Annotated in this window: 18 protein-coding genes; 11 read left to right on the top strand and 7 right to left on the bottom strand. The window is 52.3% G+C overall.

What is annotated here, in order from left to right; all coding sequences use genetic code 11:
* Positions 1-11: 11 nt before the first annotated feature.
* The 5 genes from ACT53G_RS05850 to ACT53G_RS05830 all read left to right on the top strand — a co-directional run bounded on the left by ACT53G_RS05850 (position 12) and on the right by ACT53G_RS05830 (position 4,683).
* Positions 12-992 (top strand): hypothetical protein, encoded by a 981-nt coding sequence (locus ACT53G_RS05850; RefSeq protein ID WP_313987923.1) that lies wholly within the window; start codon positions 12-14, stop codon positions 990-992.
* Positions 992-1,978 carry a vWA domain-containing protein gene (locus tag ACT53G_RS05845; RefSeq protein ID WP_194747841.1) on the top strand — a complete coding sequence of 329 codons (987 nt, stop codon included), beginning with the start codon at positions 992-994 and terminating at the stop codon, positions 1,976-1,978. Before ACT53G_RS05850 ends, ACT53G_RS05845 begins: the two co-directional genes overlap by 1 nt.
* A complete protein-coding gene (locus ACT53G_RS05840; RefSeq protein WP_476154425.1) occupies positions 1,963-2,502 on the top strand; it encodes a hypothetical protein in 540 nt (179 codons plus the stop codon). Before ACT53G_RS05845 ends, ACT53G_RS05840 begins: the two co-directional genes overlap by 16 nt.
* Before the next feature lie 51 nt (positions 2,503-2,553).
* A complete protein-coding gene (locus ACT53G_RS05835) occupies positions 2,554-3,585 on the top strand; it encodes a vWA domain-containing protein (protein WP_194747845.1) in 1,032 nt (343 codons plus the stop codon).
* Positions 3,586-3,648: 63 nt separating this feature from the next.
* Positions 3,649-4,683 (top strand): vWA domain-containing protein, encoded by a 1,035-nt coding sequence (locus ACT53G_RS05830; protein WP_275355525.1) that lies wholly within the window; start codon positions 3,649-3,651, stop codon positions 4,681-4,683.
* 11 nt (positions 4,684-4,694) lie between these two features.
* On the opposite strand, the gene ACT53G_RS05825 is transcribed toward ACT53G_RS05830, so the two are convergent.
* Positions 4,695-5,159, bottom strand: coding sequence for a hypothetical protein (locus tag ACT53G_RS05825; RefSeq protein WP_476168932.1), 465 nt, complete (start codon positions 5,157-5,159; stop codon positions 4,695-4,697).
* Between the two features lie 57 nt (positions 5,160-5,216).
* Here ACT53G_RS05825 and ygfZ point away from each other — a divergent pair, with 57 nt between their 5' ends.
* Complete coding sequence (gene ygfZ, locus ACT53G_RS05820; RefSeq protein ID WP_476168931.1) at positions 5,217-6,224, top strand: CAF17-like 4Fe-4S cluster assembly/insertion protein YgfZ; 1,008 nt, start codon at positions 5,217-5,219, stop codon at positions 6,222-6,224.
* Between the two features lie 47 nt (positions 6,225-6,271).
* Here ygfZ and ftsB read toward each other — a convergent pair whose 3' ends face one another.
* The 4 genes from ftsB to ACT53G_RS05800 are packed head-to-tail and all read right to left on the bottom strand — an operon-like array spanning position 6,272 to position 10,444.
* Positions 6,272-6,628: a cell division protein FtsB gene (ftsB, locus tag ACT53G_RS05815; protein ID WP_338654430.1), complete on the bottom strand. Its 357-nt coding sequence runs from the start codon at positions 6,626-6,628 to the stop codon at positions 6,272-6,274.
* Between the two features lie 16 nt (positions 6,629-6,644).
* Positions 6,645-7,931 carry a phosphopyruvate hydratase gene (eno, locus tag ACT53G_RS05810; RefSeq protein WP_194747853.1) on the bottom strand — a complete coding sequence of 429 codons (1,287 nt, stop codon included), beginning with the start codon at positions 7,929-7,931 and terminating at the stop codon, positions 6,645-6,647.
* A 28-nt stretch (positions 7,932-7,959) separates the two neighbouring features.
* Positions 7,960-8,799: a 3-deoxy-8-phosphooctulonate synthase gene (kdsA, locus tag ACT53G_RS05805; RefSeq protein ID WP_194747855.1), complete on the bottom strand. Its 840-nt coding sequence runs from the start codon at positions 8,797-8,799 to the stop codon at positions 7,960-7,962.
* Positions 8,800-8,809: 10 nt separating this feature from the next.
* Positions 8,810-10,444, bottom strand: a complete 1,635-nt coding sequence (locus tag ACT53G_RS05800; protein WP_194747857.1) for a CTP synthase — start codon at positions 10,442-10,444, stop codon at positions 8,810-8,812.
* A 131-nt stretch (positions 10,445-10,575) separates the two neighbouring features.
* On the opposite strand from ACT53G_RS05800, the gene ACT53G_RS05795 reads away from it, so the two are divergent.
* Positions 10,576-11,418: an NAD(P)H-hydrate dehydratase gene (locus ACT53G_RS05795; protein ID WP_476168930.1), complete on the top strand. Its 843-nt coding sequence runs from the start codon at positions 10,576-10,578 to the stop codon at positions 11,416-11,418.
* A 52-nt stretch (positions 11,419-11,470) separates the two neighbouring features.
* Here the strand turns inward: ACT53G_RS05795 and smpB are convergent, their stop codons facing one another.
* Entirely contained in the window at positions 11,471-11,923 is a 453-nt protein-coding gene (smpB, locus tag ACT53G_RS05790) for an SsrA-binding protein SmpB (RefSeq protein WP_194747859.1), read from the bottom strand.
* A 70-nt stretch (positions 11,924-11,993) separates the two neighbouring features.
* On the opposite strand from smpB, the gene ACT53G_RS05785 reads away from it, so the two are divergent.
* Together ACT53G_RS05785 and ACT53G_RS05780 are read left to right on the top strand one after the other, a co-directional pair.
* A complete protein-coding gene (locus tag ACT53G_RS05785; RefSeq protein WP_194747861.1) occupies positions 11,994-12,428 on the top strand; it encodes a type II toxin-antitoxin system RatA family toxin in 435 nt (144 codons plus the stop codon).
* Positions 12,428-12,778: an RnfH family protein gene (locus ACT53G_RS05780; RefSeq protein WP_476168929.1), complete on the top strand. Its 351-nt coding sequence runs from the start codon at positions 12,428-12,430 to the stop codon at positions 12,776-12,778. Before ACT53G_RS05785 ends, ACT53G_RS05780 begins: the two co-directional genes overlap by 1 nt.
* 67 nt (positions 12,779-12,845) lie before the next feature.
* Here the strand turns inward: ACT53G_RS05780 and ACT53G_RS05775 are convergent, their stop codons facing one another.
* Positions 12,846-13,313 (bottom strand): DUF4124 domain-containing protein, encoded by a 468-nt coding sequence (locus ACT53G_RS05775; protein ID WP_275355541.1) that lies wholly within the window; start codon positions 13,311-13,313, stop codon positions 12,846-12,848.
* A 159-nt stretch (positions 13,314-13,472) separates the two neighbouring features.
* On the opposite strand from ACT53G_RS05775, the gene guaB reads away from it, so the two are divergent.
* Positions 13,473-14,933 carry an IMP dehydrogenase gene (guaB, locus tag ACT53G_RS05770; RefSeq protein WP_194747867.1) on the top strand — a complete coding sequence of 487 codons (1,461 nt, stop codon included), beginning with the start codon at positions 13,473-13,475 and terminating at the stop codon, positions 14,931-14,933.
* A gap of 116 nt (positions 14,934-15,049) precedes the next feature.
* A complete protein-coding gene (guaA, locus tag ACT53G_RS05765) occupies positions 15,050-16,657 on the top strand; it encodes a glutamine-hydrolyzing GMP synthase (protein WP_275355543.1) in 1,608 nt (535 codons plus the stop codon).
* Positions 16,658-16,669 lie beyond the last annotated feature (12 nt).

Here is a 16,669-nt window from a genome sequence, read left to right as displayed (position 1 = left end):
GAAAGCGACCCATGAAAGCGCGCCACCATCTTTTATCTTTAGTGTTAGCGGCCAGCCTGTTGTCTGCCTCACTCAACAGTGTTGCCGATGTAATTTTGCCATCCGTTGACAATAAATTTGTCAGTGTCCAGGAAATCAACCCGACCCGCGATGCCGGCTTTTTCGTCGGTGACAAGCTGCAACGGACCATGATCCTGACCGTCAAGCAACCTTACGAATTGATCAAGGAGTCGCTGCCGATTGTCGGTTATGAGCACCGTTACCGCGGCCAGGTTTCTGGCATTGAATTGACGGCGATTGACATGGAGGAAGCCCATGAGCGACAGCAGACCGTGTATACGATACACCTAGAATATCAGGTCTTCAAATCTGGTCGCGTGGTCAAGCCCGCCATCCTCAGAGGCGAAATCGTCAAGCTACGCCAGCAAGGCAGTCAGGACATCAAGCAATTCCGCATGCCCTCGTTTAACTTCAGGACCTCACCACTGTCCGTGTATGGCGAAGTCAACCTGAAGAATGAAATGAGCCCGTTTGTCGCCCCCTTGAAACTGCATGCCGACAAAGAATGGCTGGCGCTAAAGGTGGCGACTGGTGTGCTGGCCGTCTGTTTGCTGGGCTTAGTCTATATTTTGGCGGCCAATACCTGGTTACCGCGCATGGGTGGTGCTTTTGCCAAGGCCTACCGCAAGCTTGGCAAACTGCCGGACGACGCGCAAGGTCTGCAACAGGCCATTTCCACCGTACATGAAGCCTTGCATCAGGTGGCGGGGCACAGCGTATTTGGTAATGGTATCGAGCATTTCTTGCAGCAAAAACCTGGTTTTACCCCTGCCAGGCCAGAAATTGAACGTTTTTTTGCCTTGTCTCGCCAAGTATTTTTTGACGCCAGCACCCCGCTGGAGCTGGGCATCCCACCACGTGAATGGCTGAAAAAATTCTGTAGGCACATGCGCGACTGCGAACGCGGCTTGAAGCCAGAGGTACATGCATAATGGCTTTTACCCATCCGTGGCTGTTGTGGGCACTCCCCTTGGCGCTATTACCATTATTGCTAGATCGTTCCCATAGTAAACATTACTCCTGGGTGAGCCTGTTGCCACCGGACCCGCTGTCCAAAACCATCGGTTTTTTACTCAAGGTCTTGGCCGTCATTAGCATCGTCTTCATTATTTTGGGTCTGGCCGGCCCACATAGTCTGGAGCAACAGGTGGAGCGTACCGGCATAGGTGCGCAGATCGGCCTGGTGCTGGACCGCAGCGCGAGTATGGACGACCCGTTTGCCGGAGACAAAGATGGCAATGTTGGTGAAACCAAATCGGTCGCAGCCGCACGTATCATGACCAAATTTGTGCAAAGCCGCCAAAACGACATGATGGGTCTGATTACCTTTAGTAACTCAGCCATGTATGTGTTACCCCTGACTGAAAATAAAGAAGCGATTTTGTCTGCCATTCAGGCGACTGCCGGCAACTCGCTGTTTCAAACCAATATTGGCGGCGGTTTGACCAGTGCGGTTGAATTGTTCAAGGATATGCCGGACTCCGGCTCTCGCGTGATTATCCTGATTTCTGATGGTGCAGGACGCGTCAGTGACATGGTGCAACAGAAGCTGCGTGACTGGCTGCAACGCTATAACATCGGCTTGTACTGGATTGTATTGCGCCAGCCAGGTGGCATTACCATCTTCGATCCCAAATATACGGCCAGTGGCTACGACGGCCCCATGCCAACCGAAGTGTTGCTGTATCAGTTCTTCCAGACGCTGCGTACCCCGTTTAGCGCCTATGAAGCCGCAGATCCCAAGTCACTGGAAGCGGCGATTGCCGATATCAACAGCAAAGAAAAAAAACCGATTCAATATCTGGAAAAAATCCCCGGCCATGATTACACCAATGTGTGTTACTGGGTGGCTTTCGTCATGATTGCACTCTTGCTGGCGGTTAAATATTTGGAGATTCATACATGGCGCTCAGCGTAAATAAACTTGTGATTGGACTGGTCGTGGTCGCTACCGTGGCCGCAGGTACCATTACTTATAGCTGGCAACGCATCAAGCAAGTCGAAGCCTTTAATCAAGCCGTGGCGACAGCTAAAAGTCCACAAACGGACCAGCAAAGTTTCGAAGCCAAGTATGCAGTCGCCTACTGGTTAGGCAAAAATGAGCGTTACAAGGAGTCCACACTTTTGTTTACCAAGCTCATCGAACAAGCCAATGCCAGTCAGCGCGCGGCCATTCTGCACAATGTGGGTAATATGTTTTTCATGCGTGCAATCCAAATGACGGGCGGCAATGACAACAGCACACGTGATGAGATTGAATACCTGTTGTCGCAAGCGGCCACCTCTTATAAATCAGCGCTCAAAGCAGATAACAGCAACTGGGGCACACGCCGCAACTATGACCGCGTTCTTGGCTTGCTGCCAGAAAAACCCACGCCAGGTGTAGGCGAATCTGACAATCCCGGGTTGATCATGGGCAACATTCCCAACGGATTGCCATAACAGGCGGCGATTTTCTCTGGCTCTGGATCTGAACATATTGACTGGCATGGCATGAAAATCTGGCTAAGACACTTTATCAAACATCGCGACACGGCGCTGCTCGCCTTGGCACTGCTCTTTCTGCTGGGAGCAATTTTACGACCCAGCATCCCGTTTAAACATAATATCTATGCCTATTTTCTGGTTGCAGATATTTCGCAAAGCATGAATGCAGAGGACATGATGCTGCATGGCAAAAAAGTCACGCGCATGGCCTATATGCAAAACATGATGCATGAAGTGGTGGCTTCATTGCCATGTGGCACCAAAGTCAGCATCGGCATGTTTGCAGGTAACTCGGTCGCCGCCATGTATGCACCGATTGAGGTATGCCGTAATTTTGCCGCAATCCAGGACACCATTGCCCATCTGGACTGGCGTATGGCGTGGTCAGGTAACAGCCGGGTGCGTGAAAGCCTGTTTGTGACCGCGAAAGTGGTGCGTGCCATGCCTGAGCCGGCGCAAGTGCTGTATTTTACCGATGGCGAAGAAGCCCCTAAACTGCACGCCTTCAACACCAAAAACCTTGATGAATTTCAAGGCGGTGATGACTGGCTGTTTGTTGGCATCGGTACCGATGAAGGCGTGGCGATTCCCAAGCTGAGCCAGGATAATCAGGTCATTGGCTACTGGTCTAATGAAAGTTTTGCCATGCAGCCTGGTATCGCACAGATCTCCGAAAGCACTTTGGGCGTGCGCGACGATAACGTCGCATTTGGTGACCATGACCGCTATGTCTCCAAACTGGCCAGCGAATATCTGGAAAACCTGACCAAAGAAATTGGCGCAAAATTCATCAAAGGTGACAGCACCTATACCGTCCTCAAAGCCATGAAGGAGCAAAAACCGGCCCGCCGCGATATTGCTCCCTTACCATTGGATTGGCTACTGGCCAGCCTAGCAGGCTTATGTATACTCGCGACCTATGCGAGCCATCACCCTTGGCGGCAAATCAAGCAGAATCTGCATCTTTACCGTCGTGAGATTCAATCCAGATTTTTTGTAAAAAGCGAGGCCGTCGCCCACGACAACCATTTTCAATAACCGTTAACGCCTCGCCCCTCTGACATCCTAGGCCAGCGATGCAGGCAAACAGAAGACCTGACCATGCACAAAAAATGGCTACCCTTTTGCCTGAAACATCGCGACACCCTGCTGCTAGGCATTGCCCTGATGCTTTTACTCGGGGCGGCCTTGCGGCCTTCAATACCGATTAAGCGGAATATCCATACTTACCTGCTGATAGCAGATATCACGCAAAGTATGAATGTGGTCGATATGTCGCTCGATCATGCCCCTGCCAGCCGTCTCGATTACACCAAACGCATGATGCATGACATCATCGCCCAACTGCCCTGTCAGACCCGCATCAGTATCGGCCTGTTTGCAGGCGATGCGGTAGCCGCCCTTTATACGCCCCTGCATGTCTGCAAACACTTTTCAGCTATACAGCAGACCATAGACCATCTCGATTGGCGCATGGCCTGGACCGGCAACAGTCAGTTACGCCAAAGCGTGCCGATGGCAGCAAAACTATTGCGGCAAATGCCTGAGGCAACCAAAGCCGTCATTTTTACTGATGGCGATGAAGCGCCCCTGTTGCATGCCTTTAACACGCGTAACCTCAAAGACTTTCAGGGCTCGGACGACTTTTACTTTGTCGGCGTCGGGACAGACCAAGGGGCTGGCATTCCCAAGCTGACAGAAAACAATCAGATGATAGGCTACTGGTCGAATGAAAGCTTCGCCGTCCAGCCTAATATCGCGCAGGTCACCGCCAGTAAAAGCAGTGGACGTGATGACAGCGTGGCTGTCTCGGACTATGACCGCTATATTTCCAGACGGGCGTCGGCCTATTTGAAAAAACTGTCTGAAGAAATTGGCGCGCAATACCTGGATGGCGATGACCCCCACCATGTATTGCAACATATCCAAAAACACAGCTCGCCACGTTATGAAATTGTGGCATACCCGATAGACTGGATACTCGCCACCTTGTCTGCGGTATGCATCGTCAGCGCCTATCTCAATCAGGACTCCAAACGACAGCTCACGCATACACTACGCAAACGATTTACCAAGTTGAGGCAGACACGCTTGTTTAAAGCTAGACACGATGTCGCACACGACAATCACTTTTAAGCATGGGCCATTCAAGCCTGTCCCCAACGCAACCAGACGCGCAAAGCCGTCAAGCTTGCCCTGTCGGCCTGGTCAGGGAGCACTAGCATACGCTGCGTGCGCAAGATGGGTTCAGTTGCTGCCTCATGCAGCGGTTGCAGCTGCATATGCAAGACCAGGCACCACGGATGCACAACGCTATCAGGGAGCACGCTGACCTGATAGACCTGTCCCGTGCGGTTCACGACAGTCATCTGCCCATACACATCCACACGCAGTCTCTGGATACTGTGTTTCCAAAAAGTTGCCGCCAGTTGCGTCCAGTGCCAGCCACTTGCCAGTCCATAGACAGCCGTTGCACTCAACGCCCAGACAAACGCTAATTTCCACCACAGGCAGGCCATCACCAGCATTGAAAATAAGCACCACCAGCCCCATAAAAGATATGATGGTCGTAAGCGCAGATCAATTTCAGTTGATAAAATAGCTTTTTTCATTGCATGAACCAGGGCAAAGCCGCGCAAGCGACTCTGGCCCAGAAGGAAAACCGAGTTATGTCCAATCCAGCAACCGCATGGCAAACGTTTTTAATCTCGCAAGGGGCGCACTTCAATTCACAAGGTGAAGCCAGCTTCCCCATAGAAAAGGCCTCTGCGCAACTATTTGACCTGTCGGGCAATGGCCTGATCGCCATCAGCGGTGCAGACAGCCAGACCTTTTTGCAGGGCCAGGTCACCAATGATATTAAACTGCTCGCTCAAGGTGCGCAATTCAATGGTTATTGCACGCCCAAAGGCCGCTTGCTGGCGCTGTTTTACACCTTTATTGTTGAGGACGTCATTTACTTGCAAAGCCCGCGCGCCTTGGTGCCAGACTTGGTGAAACGCTTGCGCATGTATGTGTTACGCAGCAAGGTGGTGGTAGAGGATGCCAGTGAGCGCCTCTACAACCTGGGATTGGCGAGTGATGCGCTTGCGAGCACATTGACTGGCCTGCCCGCGGATCCGCATCAACTGGCGCAAACCGAGCTGGGGACGCTGATCCGCCTCGCTGACGCTGGCACACAACAACGCGCCCAGCTGATTGTCGCTGCCGACCAGGCTGAAACCGTTTGGAAATCGCTGCGCGCGACCTTCACCCCAAGCAGCACGGCTCACTGGGAAGCGCTTGAAATTCAGGCGGGGATTCCGCAAGTTTACCCAGCCACTAAAGAACAGTTTGTCCCACAAATGGTCAATCTGGATGCATTAAATGGGATCAACTTTAAGAAAGGCTGCTATACCGGCCAGGAGATTGTTGCCCGTACGCATTATCTGGGCAAGGTCAAGCGCCGCACATTGCTGGCACAGCTGCCTAAAACCGCCCAAGTACCACTAGCAGGCGACACCTTGCAGGATGTCCAGACACAAGACGCGGGTCAACTGGTGCGCGTTGCGCCCGATGCCTTGAGTGGCGGCTGGTGGGTATTGGCAGAATGCCGACTGGAAGCCAAAGAGGCCGGAGAGATTCTCTGGCAAGGTCAGCCCTTGCTGTTTAAAGAATTACCGTATCCCTTGCCCTAATGTACAGGGTCAATAAAAATAAAAAAGGCGCTTGTGAAGCGCCTTTTTTATTGGGACGGTTGCGCCGGGATCACAGGCGCTGCATCTGTTGGCTTGGCAGCAGCATCGGTATGGCTCTTGCTGGCTGAAGATTTGTTCTGAATCACCTGAAAAAATACTTCGTCCTGCTTCACCAGGCCCAGCTCACTGCGTGCCCGCTCTTCAATCGCAGATTGACCCTGCTTGAGATCGCGCACTTCAGCGCGCAGGGTTTCATTGCGTTGCCGATAATAATCGTTACGCTTTTGGTGCGCCTCAATCTGCTGTGAATATTGCCATACGCGCAACCAACTGCCCTTGCCCAGCCACAACGGATATTGCAGCAGGGCAATCAGGACCACTAATACAACTGTCAGTTTACGCACCGTGGCCCAAAATCAGTTATTTGAACAACTGATAGAAAGCAGACAAGCCAGCGTAGCTGGTAGCATCGCCCAACTCTTCTTCAATACGCAGCAACTGGTTGTACTTGGCAACGCGCTCTGAACGGCACAGGGAACCCGTCTTGATTTGCAAGGCATTGGTCGCCACAGAGATGTCGGCAATCGTGGTATCTTCGGTTTCGCCAGAGCGGTGTGACACTACGGCCGTGTAGTTGGCACGTTTTGCCATCTCGATAGTCTGGAAAGTTTCAGTCAAGGTACCAATCTGGTTGACTTTGATCAGCACAGAGTTGGCCACGCCTTTCTGGATGCCTTCACGCAGGATTTTTGGGTTGGTCACAAACAGGTCATCGCCGACCAACTGTGTGGATTTACCCAAGCGTTGTGTCAACAGGTCCCAGCCCTCCCAGTCAAACTCGCTCATACCATCTTCAATGGTGATGATAGGATACTTGTCGGCCAAGGTAGCCAGGTAGTCACAGAACTGGGCAGAGGTCAGTGCAGCGCCTTCTGACTCGAGGTGGTATTTACCATCACGATAGAATTCGGTACTGGCGCAATCCAGGCCCAGGTAAATATCTTTGCCTGGCTCATAGCCAGCTGCTTCGATGGACTCCATGATCAGCTGCAAGGCAGACTCGTTGGAAGGCAAGTTAGGTGCAAAACCACCTTCATCGCCCACGGTTGTCGCCAAGCCTTTGGCATGCAAGGTTTTCTTCAGTGCATGGAACACTTCTGCACCCGCACGCAAGGCTTCACGGAAGCTTGGCAAGCCTGCTGGCACAATCATGAATTCCTGAATATCCACAGAGTTGTCTGCGTGTGCACCACCGTTGATGATGTTCATCATAGGCGTTGGCAATTGCATGAACGCAGAACCACCCAGGTAACGATACAGTGGCAAACCGCTTTCTTCAGCCGCCGCACGTGCACAGGCCATAGACACGCCCAAAATCGCATTTGCACCCAAACGGTCTTTGTTCTCGGTACCATCCAGTTCAATCAGCGTCTTGTCGATAAAACTTTGCTCTTCAGCATCCAGGCCAATGATCGCTTCGGTAATTTCCGTGTTGACGTTCTCAATCGCGTTCAATACGCCTTTGCCCAGGTAACGGCTTTTATCGCCATCACGCAGTTCCACGGCTTCTTTGGTACCGGTAGATGCGCCTGAAGGCACTGCCGCACGACCAATCACCCCGCTTTCCAGCAAAACGTCGACTTCAACCGTCGGGTTGCCACGGGAATCCATAATCTCGCGGGCGATAATATCTACAATAGCGCTCATGATTTATCCTTATCTAAGATGAAAAAAATTATAGGGTTTGTTCTGCGAAACCGGCTTTTTTGACCAGCTTGTCGAGATCGACCAGCAAGTGCAGCAAGTCTTCCATTTTGCCCAAGGGCCAGGCGTTCGGGCCATCAGACAAAGCTTGGCTCGGGTCAGGATGCGTTTCCATAAAGACCCCGGCAATACCACTTGCCACCGCTGCACGTGCCAACACCGGCACAAACTCACGCTGACCGCCACTCTTCTCGCCCTGCCCGCCTGGTTGCTGGACAGAATGGGTGGCATCAAAAACCACTGGACACTGTGTTTCACGCATAATCGCCAAACCACGCATGTCAGAAACCAGCGTGTTATAGCCAAACGAAGCGCCGCGTTCACAAACCATAATATTGTCGGCACCGCCGTTGGCTTCTTTAGCCTTGTTGACCACTTGTTTCATGTCACCAGGGGCTAGAAACTGGCCTTTTTTGATATTGACCGGCTTGCCAGACTGGGCACAAGCGACGATAAAGTCGGTCTGACGGCACAGAAAAGCCGGGGTTTGCAACACATCCACCACCGCGGCCACGTGAGGCACCTGTTCTTCGGTATGCACGTCGGTCAAGATCGGCACACCGATCTGGGCACGCACTTCGTCCAGAATTTTCAGGCCCTCTTCCATACCAAAACCACGGAAAGTCTTGGTCGAACTACGGTTAGCTTTGTCGTAAGATGATTTATAAATAAATGGCACCCCCACGCGGGCAGCCATCTCTTTTAACTGGCCAGCCGTATCAATTGCCATTTGTTTGGATTCAATGACGCAGGGGCCCGCGATCAGAAACAGAGGATGTTCGAGACCAACGTCAAAACCACATAATTTCATTCAACATTCCTTATTTTTTGGATGCTTTTTGTGCCAGCGCAGCCTGCACATAGGCTTTAAACAATGGATGACCCGCACGCGGGTTAGACGTAAACTCGGGGTGGAACTGGCACGCGACAAACCACGGATGCACAGACTGTGGCAACTCAATCATTTCACACAATTCTTCACGCGGCGTGCGTGCAGAAATGACCAGACCGGCGTCTTTCAACTGGTCCACATAGTGGTTGTTGACTTCATAGCGGTGACGGTGACGCTCATTAACTTCGCTGCCGTAAATGCTGGCGGCCAACGTGTTCGGCACAATCGGACAGCTTTGCGCACCCAGACGCATGGTGCCACCGAGATCGGAGTGTTCATCACGCTTCTCGATCTTGCCGGAAGCATCTTGCCACTCGTCAATCAGACCAATCAATTTATGCTCGGTGCCAGGGTTAAATTCAGTGCTGTTCGCATCCTTAAGCCCTGCGACATTACGCGCATACTCAATCACGGCCAATTGCATGCCCAGGCAGATACCCAGGTAAGGCACTTTGTTTTCACGCGCATACCGAATAGCCGCAATCTTGCCTTCGGTACCACGTACGCCAAAGCCGCCAGGAATCAGGATCGCATCCATGCCTTTGAGACTATCGGTGCCACTTTTCTCAATGTCTTCGCTATCGATGTAGTGAATCTTGACCTTGGACTCGGTGTGAATACCGGCGTGTATTAGCGCTTCGGTCAGCGACTTGTATGACTCGGTCAAATCGACATACTTACCGACAAATGCGATATCGACAATCTCTTTGGGATTGGCTTGCGCGTGAGTAATTTTTTGCCAGGCAGACAAATCCGCTGCTTTGGCAAGAATATTCAGTTTGTGGCAAACAATCTCATCCAGCATTTGCGCGTGCAACAGGCCGGGGATTTTATAAATCGAATCGCTATCAATGGCACTAATCACCGCCTCAAAAGCCACATTGGTGAACAAAGCAATCTTGCGTTTTTCGTCTTCAGGGATTTCACGCTCGGCGCGGCACATCAAAATATCCGGCTGAATACCGATTTCGCGCAATTCTTTCACCGAGTGCTGGGTGGGTTTAGTTTTCAGCTCACCTGCGGTTGGAATCCATGGCAACAGGGTCAGATGGATATAACAGGCGTTGTTTCTGCCTTCTTCAATCCCCATCTGACGAATCGCTTCCAGAAACGGCAAGGACTCAATATCGCCGACCGTACCGCCCACTTCGACAATCGCCACATCCGCGCCTTCAGCACCACGTTTCACGTGTGCCTTGATTTCATCGGTAATATGTGGAATGACCTGTACGGTTTTACCCAGATATTCGCCACGGCGTTCTTTCTTGATCACCGTTTCGTAAATCTGGCCAGTAGTGAAGTTGTTACGCTTGGACATCTTGCTGCTGATAAAGCGCTCGTAATGACCAAGATCGAGATCGGTTTCCGCGCCGTCGTCGGTCACAAACACTTCGCCGTGCTGAAATGGCGACATGGTGCCGGGGTCAACGTTGATATAGGGATCAAGTTTCAGCATGGTCACTTTAATGCCACGCGATTCGAGAATGGCGCCGAGGCTGGCGGCCGCGATACCTTTTCCAAGAGAAGAAACAACACCGCCGGTTACGAATACATATTTGGTCATGGATCAGGTACTTTGAGATTGTTACAGACGGGAGAACATTTTACCGTAAAGCCCCCTCTCCCACAATGAAAGTCAGGCATTAAATCTGGCAGCGACTCGCCAAGGCCTGCGCTTACGCATACAATTCAATCATGTATGACGCTCAAACAAACGCTCCAGCCCTGTGGCAACCATTATTGCCGCAACCGCATGCGCAAAGCCATAAATATAGCCGCGGCTATGTACTGATCCAGGGTGGCTACCCGGTCACTGGCGCAGCCCGCCTCGCGGCAATGGCGGCTGCCAGATGCGGGGCAGGCATGACGGCGATTGCAGCCCCAGAAGTCGCACTACCAATTTATGCCAGCACGCTATTGAGCGTCATGGTGAAGCCCTATGCGCATGCCGCAGAATTACAGACACTGCTTGAAGACACCCGCGTGAGTTGCTATTTAATTGGCCCCGGCGCAGGTCTCTCACAAGACACCAGACTCACCACCCTTGCCATGTTAGCCACAGGCAAACCGGTGGTGATCGATGCCGACGCCCTGACGACCTTTGCCGGTCAGGCGGATACCCTCAAGCAAGTAATACGTGCAAGTTGCGTGCTCACCCCGCATGAAGGCGAGTTCAAAAGCGTTTTTGGAATGAGTGCGGCGCATGATAGACCCACCCGTATCACACAAGTAATGACGGCGGCACAAACCTGCGGGGCGATTGTTTTACTCAAAGGCGCCGACACTATTATTGCCACGCCGGAAGGCCGGGTGTTGATCAACGAACAGGCACCGCCGACCTTGGCGACTGCAGGCGCTGGCGATGTGCTGGCGGGCATGATTGCCAGTCTGTTGGCACAAGGCATGCCCGCATTCGAAGCATGTGCGGCGGCCACCTGGATGCATGCGCAAGCCGCGCGTTTATTTGGAGTGGGATTGATTGCAGAAGATTTGCCAGGGATGATTCCGGCCGTGTTGCAGGCGCTTTTAAAAACTTAACCCTTTTTCAAAGATTCGTCTTTTGCTAAGCGCTCTTGATTTCGCGTCACTTTTAACGCTTCATCTTGTTTTTCATCAGCGCATTTTGCTCGCGCTTCCAGTCGCGCTCTTTTTCAGCATCACGCTTATCGTGTTGTTTTTTACCTTTAGCCAACCCAATTTGCACTTTTACCCGTCCGCGGGTGAAATGCATGTCCAGCGGCACCAAGGTGTACCCTGCACGCTCGACCTTACCGATCAATTTGTCGATCTCTTCGCGGTGCAGCAGCAATTTGCGTGTACGGATCGCATCGGGACGCACATGGGTGGATGCCGAGCCTAGCGGCGTAATGTGGCAACCGATCAGGTACAACTCCCCACGCATGACCACCACGTAGGATTCCTTGAGGTTGGTACGGTTATCGCGTATCGCCTTGACTTCCCAGCCCTCGAGCACGAGGCCGGCTTCGTACTTTTCTTCAATAAAATAGTCAAAAAACGCTTTTTTGTTTTGCGCGATAGTCATAACGCTGCTGTGCGGGCTTAAATCACTTAAAATAGCATTTTAACTCAAAACCGACTTTCGTTCTGACGCAATGGCTCAAGTAGAAAAAACCGTGCTGGTCATGCATTCGTGTGAAGCGATGTTTCAATTGGTTGATGCCGTTGAAACCTATGCTGACTTTTTACCCTGGTGTGGCGGTAGCCAAGTCATCGAGCGCACGGATACCGTAACCCAGGCCACCATCCACATCCGTTACCACGGCATACAGCAGCACTTTACAACACGCAACCACAAACAGTTCCCTCACCGCATGGAAATCACGCTGGTGGATGGCCCGTTCAAACAACTGAGTGGACACTGGCACTTTATAAGACTGCGTGAAGATGCCTGCAAAATTGAATTCAAGCTTGAATATGTCTTTGCCAACGGCCTGATTGAACGCATGATTGCGCCGGTGTTCAGCCATATTGCCAACACCTTCGTCGACAGCTTCGTCAAACAGGCTGGCAAGCTCCAACTCAAGTAATGACCAAACCGGTCACGCCAGCCATGCCTGAAGAACTCACCGGGATGCTCAATATAGAAGTGGTCTATGCGCTGCCAACGTCGCAAACGCTGATCACACTCGTGGTGCCGCCAGGCACCACGGCAATCGCGGCCGTGCGACAGTCGGGCATTCTGGAACAACACCAGATGACCGCAAGCAAAGAATTACCCTTAGGCATTTTTGGCAAAAAAGTCAGCCACGACAGGCCACTAAAAGCGATGGACAGGATAGAAATTTATCGCCCGCTGATTGCGAACGCCAAAGAAATGCGCCGTCAGCGTGCCACTAAACAGAAAACAGCCACGGCCAAGCGGGCCAATTCCCGTTAATTACGTATTGCACCATTCAGCGCACTGACAAAACTGCAGGCTTTCTGATCAACACCATCAAGATGCATTACTCGGGTGGACAATTTTCGTCGATTTCTTGCTGCGCGGCTGCCAGCCCCTGACGAATTTGCTCATCTGACAGATATTCGCGCTGACCGTTCTCATTCACATTCTGCATGCGGCCGCCCACGGCATAGTTGCGATAGTTGCTTCTGGCTGCTGCACAATTTTGGGCTTTTTGACGCGCTTCCATCGCCTTGAGCGCTTCAGCTTCTGGGGACGCATTCTGCCCGGCTGAGTTCTCGGGCATTTTCTGTTTGGCCGGATTCATTTGCTCGCGCGAATAGGCGTCGGATCGCGTCAGTGGCGTATCCGCTGGCACCGTCGTCGCCTTGATTTTTTGCGTGGATGGACCGGCGACAGGAGGCGTATCCGAATAATTCATAATGCCTTTTTCATCGCGCCATTTATAAATCTCGGCCGCAGCCTGCATGGCCCAGCACAAGCCCAGCATCAACATCCATCTCAACGTCATTCTCATTTGATAAACCCACACTTGCTTAGAAAAAGGTTAAGTAAAGGCCTCATGCACAAACCATGCCAGACATCAGCAAACAGAACTGCAAAAACGCAAAACGCTTTGTCAAGGCAAAGTGAAATCGGTATAATTATATTTTGGAGATAAGGAATTCACATGCGTTTGTTGCAACAAGCTCTTACCTTTGATGACGTTTTACTCGTTCCCGCACATTCGAATGTGATGCCGCGCGAGGTCAATCTCAGCACCAAGCTTACCAAGAGCATCACCTTAAATATTCCCCTGCTATCTGCTGCGATGGACACCGTCACTGAAGCACGCATGGCCATTGCCTTGGCGCAACTGGGCGGCATGGGCATCATACACAAAAACATGTCGGTAGAGATGCAAGCTTCTCGCGTCTCCCGCGTAAAACGCTTCGAGTCCGGCGTTGTCATTGACCCGGTCACCATCCACCCGGCCATGAGTGTGCGCGAGGTGATGAATATCACCCAACAGCAAAAAATCTCAGGCTTGCCAGTGTTGCAAGACGGCAAGGTAGTCGGCATTGTTACCAACCGTGACCTGCGCTTTGAAACCAACCTTGATCAAGCTGTCAGCAATGTGATGACCCCGCAAGACCGTCTGGTCACCGTGCGTGAAGGCGCCAGTCGCGAAGAAATCATGGGCTTGCTGCATAAACACCGTCTTGAGCGCTTGCTGGTTATTGGTGAAAACTACGAGCTCAAAGGCTTGATTACCGTTAAAGACATTCAAAAATCGTCAGATCACCCCCTGGCCTGTAAAGATGAAAAAGGCCGCCTGCGCGTCGGCGCGGCAGTGGGCGTGGGTGACGGCACAGAAGAACGCATTGCCGCACTGGTTGAAGCCGGTGTCGATGCCATTGTGGTAGATACCGCGCATGGTCACTCACAAGGCGTACTGGATCGCGTCAAATGGGCTAAAACCCACTATCCAAAACTGCAAGTGATTGGTGGCAACATTGCCACGGCAGAAGCAGCGCTGGCCTTGGTGGATCATGGCGCTGACTGTGTCAAAGTGGGCATCGGTCCTGGCTCTATCTGCACCACCCGTATCGTGGCTGGCGTTGGCGTGCCGCAAATCACAGCCATCAGCAATGTGGCCAAAGCCCTCGAAAAATCAGGCGTGCCATTTATTGCAGACGGCGGGATTCGCTTCTCTGGCGATATTTCCAAAGCCATTGCTGCAGGCGCGTATAACGTCATGCTGGGCGGGATGTTTGCAGGCACTGAAGAAGCGCCTGGCGAAGTAGAGTTGTACCAAGGTCGCTCTTACAAATCCTACCGCGGCATGGGCTCGATAGGCGCCATGCAAAAAGGCTCTTCTGACCGCTACTTCCAGGACAGCACGGCCAACGCCGACAAGCTGGTGCCTGAAGGCATCGAAGGCCGCGTCCCTTATAAAGGCAGTGTCGTTGCCGTGATCCATCAGTTGATGGGCGGCTTGCGTGCCTCCATGGGTTATGTGGGCTGCGCTTCTATTGAAGAAATGCGTAACAAGGCAGAGTTTGTGCAAATCACCAGTGCCGGTATGCGCGAGTCGCATGTGCATGATGTGCAGATTACCAAAGAAGCACCGAATTACCGTATTGATTAACCCTTATTGATAAACGCGAATTCATCCATTTAATCAAAGCCACAGAGGACACAGAGATCACAGAGAAATGACTTCTCTAAGACTCTGTGTCCTCTGTGCACTCTGTGGCTAAACAAATGTCTCATTCAAAAATCCTGATTCTAGATTTCGGCTCCCAGGTCACCCAACTGATTGCACGCCGTGTACGCGAAGCGCATGTCTACTGCGAAATTCATCCTTGTGATGTGTCCGATGAATTTGTCCGCAATTTCGGTGCTGACGGCATCATTTTGTCTGGCAGCCACGCCAGCGTTTACGAAGAAGAAACTGACAAGGCCCCACAAGCCGTGTTTGAACAAGGCGTACCTGTGCTGGGCATTTGCTACGGCATGCAAACCATGGCGCAGCAGTTAGGCGGCAAGGTTGAGGCAGGTGCAAAACGCGAATTTGGCTACGCCCAAGTGCGTGCACGTGGCCACTCTGCCCTGTTTCGCGACATTCAGGATGCCACCAACGCTGAAGGCCACGGCCTGATCGACGTCTGGATGAGCCACGGCGACAAGGTCACCGAACTGCCTGACGGTTTCAAAGTGATCGCCAGCAACGACACCACGCCCATCGCCGCCATGGCTGACGAAAGCCGCAAGTTTTACGCGGTGCAATTTCACCCTGAAGTCACCCACACCAAGCAAGGCCAGGCCATGCTTGAGCGCTTTGTACTGGATATCTGCGCGGCCAAGGCAGACTGGATCATGGGTGACTATATCGCCGAAGCCGTTGCAAAAATCAAGGCACAAGTTGGCGATGAAGAAGTCATTCTCGGCTTATCAGGAGGCGTAGACTCCTCCGTGGCAGCCGCACTGATACACCGTGCCATTGGTGACCAACTCACCTGCGTCTTTGTCGATCACGGCCTGCTGCGTCTGAATGAAGGCGATATGGTGATGGACATGTTTGCTGGTCGTCTGCACGCCAAAGTCATCCGCGTGGATGCCTCTGCACAATTCATGGGTAAACTGGCTGGCGTCAGTGACCCGGAGGCCAAGCGCAAGATCATAGGCGCAGAATTCGTTGAAGTGTTTAAGGCCGAAGCCGCCAAGCTCAAGGCCAGCGGTGCCGGTCACAAAGGCGCCACCTTCCTGGCACAGGGCACCATTTACCCGGATGTGATTGAATCGGGCGGCGCCAAGTCCAAAAAAGCGGTCACCATCAAGAGCCACCACAATGTCGGTGGCTTGCCAGAACAATTAGGCCTCAAGCTGCTGGAGCCATTGCGTGACCTGTTTAAGGATGAAGTGCGTGAACTGGGCGTCGCGCTCGGCTTACCCCGCGACATGGTTTATCGCCACCCCTTCCCTGGCCCGGGCTTGGGCGTGCGCATTCTGGGTGAGGTCAAACAGGAATATGCCTTGTTACTGCAACGTGCAGATGCCATCTTCATTGAAGAGTTACGTAATACCGTGGATGCCGCCAGCGGCAAAACCTGGTACGACCTCACCAGCCAGGCCTTTACTGTGTTCCTGCCGGTCAAGTCTGTCGGCGTGATGGGCGATGGCCGCACTTACGATTATGTGGTTGCATTGCGCGCCGTGATCACCAGCGACTTTATGACTGCACATTGGGCGGAATTACCCTATAGCCTGCTGGGCAAAGTGTCTAACCGCATTATTAATGAAGTGCGCGGCATTAACCGCGTGGTTTATGATATTTCCGGCAAACCTCCCGCAACCATTGAGTGGGAATAAGCTTTAAACATT

The sequence above is a fragment of the Methylophilus sp. DMC18 genome, assembly GCF_056314005.1.
Note: the sequence above shows the minus strand (reverse complement) of the source record. Positions and strands in the feature narration are given on the sequence as shown.